This is a genomic window from Halomonas gemina (assembly GCF_023554995.1).
In the GTDB taxonomy this organism is placed as follows: domain Bacteria; phylum Pseudomonadota; class Gammaproteobacteria; order Pseudomonadales; family Halomonadaceae; genus Halomonas; species Halomonas gemina.
This window is the reverse complement of the sequence record NZ_JAMJPK010000018.1, coordinates 1-1718: the sequence shown is the minus strand read 5'-3', so window position 1 is coordinate 1718 and position 1718 is coordinate 1. Positions and strand designations below refer to the sequence as shown.

At 64.3% G+C, this 1718-nt stretch carries 1 protein-coding gene; it reads right to left on the bottom strand.

Annotated features, from left to right (window positions below; all coding sequences use genetic code 11):
- Positions 1-233 precede the first annotated feature (233 nt).
- The gene (locus M8009_RS18825; RefSeq protein ID WP_250064018.1) at positions 234-1652 is read right to left on the bottom strand and encodes an IS1380 family transposase; all 1419 of its coding nucleotides are present in this window, start codon (positions 1650-1652) and stop codon (positions 234-236) included.
- Between the last annotated feature and the right edge of the window lie 66 nt (positions 1653-1718).

Sequence of the window (1718 nt, the reverse complement as noted above, 5' to 3'; positions counted from 1 at the left end):
CCCGCTTCATTCACGAGGGCCCTGATCGGACGGTCTGAAGCTGCTGCCCGGCGGCTTCTGTCATCAGGATCGGTATCTACGCCGTGAGAGTTCGCTGAGTAATACCTGGATACTGCTTTTCTGCCGCCTTTCTATAACGTTCAGGAATCAATCGCAGCCGTCAAAGCAGCCGTGATCGCCGGCCGCCGCTGCGGTCGCTCTCTTTCTGGTGCCGTGGTGGTCTCGCCAGGGCGTCAACTCAGCGCGGTCAGTCTCGGCAGCCCCTTCAGCAAGGTAGGCCACCATTTGTCGGCAGCGTCACCAAGGTGAACGGTGATGCGCCTGGCGTGCAGCGATAGTGTGGCGGCGACCTTGAGCACCTGCTCGCGCATCCGGCTCAGGCTCCACCCTTGGTATGTCCGACTCTCCAGCAAGCGCCGCAGCCCATGCAGGACCTGGTAGGCGTAGAGACTCAGCAGCAGGCTCACCTCGTTGCGGGCCATCACGTCCTGAACGGTGGAGGCGCCGCGATCGGTCGACGAGAGATGCACGTCGAGTGCCGACTTGACCTCGCCCATGTGCGCCTCGGCGCTGCCGCGCTTGCGGTAGAGCGCCAGTATTTTCTCCGGCGGCCAGTCGAACTTGCCAAGGTTGGTGACCAGGAAGAAGGCATGCAGCAGCAGATCATCGGGACGTTCCTGTACCACCAGCACCACGCGCCGTGGCGCCGGCCAGGAACCGGCTTGGTACTCCAGGTCGTGGCACCACTCCCGAGGTTGCACGGGCGGCCGGCCTCGTGGTCGCTTCAGATGTGGCGCCGCCAGCTTCTGAAGGCCCGTATGGCTGCGCAGCCGGCCCAGGTACTCGATGTCGCGATCCTCCAGCGCCTCCAGCGTGTCGTTGTCGGTGAAACCGGCGTCGATGCGCACCCGCACCTGGGCCCCGGTACTCTCGTTGAGGCGCCGTACCAGATGCGGGATCCAGGTATCGGCGTTTTCGGCAGGGCCGGCGTTGCCCTCGCGCAACAGGCCGCCCACCATGTCGCCGGTTTCGGCCAGCGAGGCCACCAGCGGTGAGTAAATCCGTGCGCCGTAAAGCCCATGAAACGCCGAGCCGCCCTGGTGGCCATGGACCTCGATCGGCAGGCCGTCGATATCCAGGGTCAACTGCTCGGGCCGTTCGCCATGCTTCAGCGAGGTCAGGCGCCAGACCACCAGACGCAGCAGGCCTTCGTGAACGGCATCGATGTTGTCGTCGTGACCGAGGCAGGTCAGCAGTCGCGACAGCGTGGCCTGAGACGGCCGATCTTGCGCCAGGGGCGTCATCCCACGCGCATCGCTGCAGGCCAGCTGCCAGAGCGGATCACGGCGCAGGGTGTCGGTATCGCTGAGGTCGATCCAACCCATCGCACGCTGCAGCACCAGGGTTCGCAGCTGACTGGCCAGCGAATGGCGGATGCGCAGCGGGTGGCGCCGATCAACCAGGTTGTGCTCCAGCGCCTCGATCACGCCGCTGTTATCGAGGGCTTCACGCAGCAGCAGAGCGCCGCTGTCGCTGGTGGTGCGGTGGCCGCTCAGCTCGACACGGACAGAGCCGTTGCACGAGGGCGACCAGGTCGTTAGGGTTTCACCCATGGCGAGTGGTCCTCTTGAATCGTGTTCTGCCAGGAACATCTTGATTCTACAAGAGAAAACCACTCGCCATCTTCATTTTCAGCCCTGCCTCATGAATAAGCCGGG

Bases quoted from the DNA above. Each gene is read 5' to 3' on its own strand.
- M8009_RS18825 (WP_250064018.1), bottom strand. From the start codon at position 1,652: ATGTTCCTGGCAGAACACGATTCAAGAGGACCACTCGCCATGGGTGAA.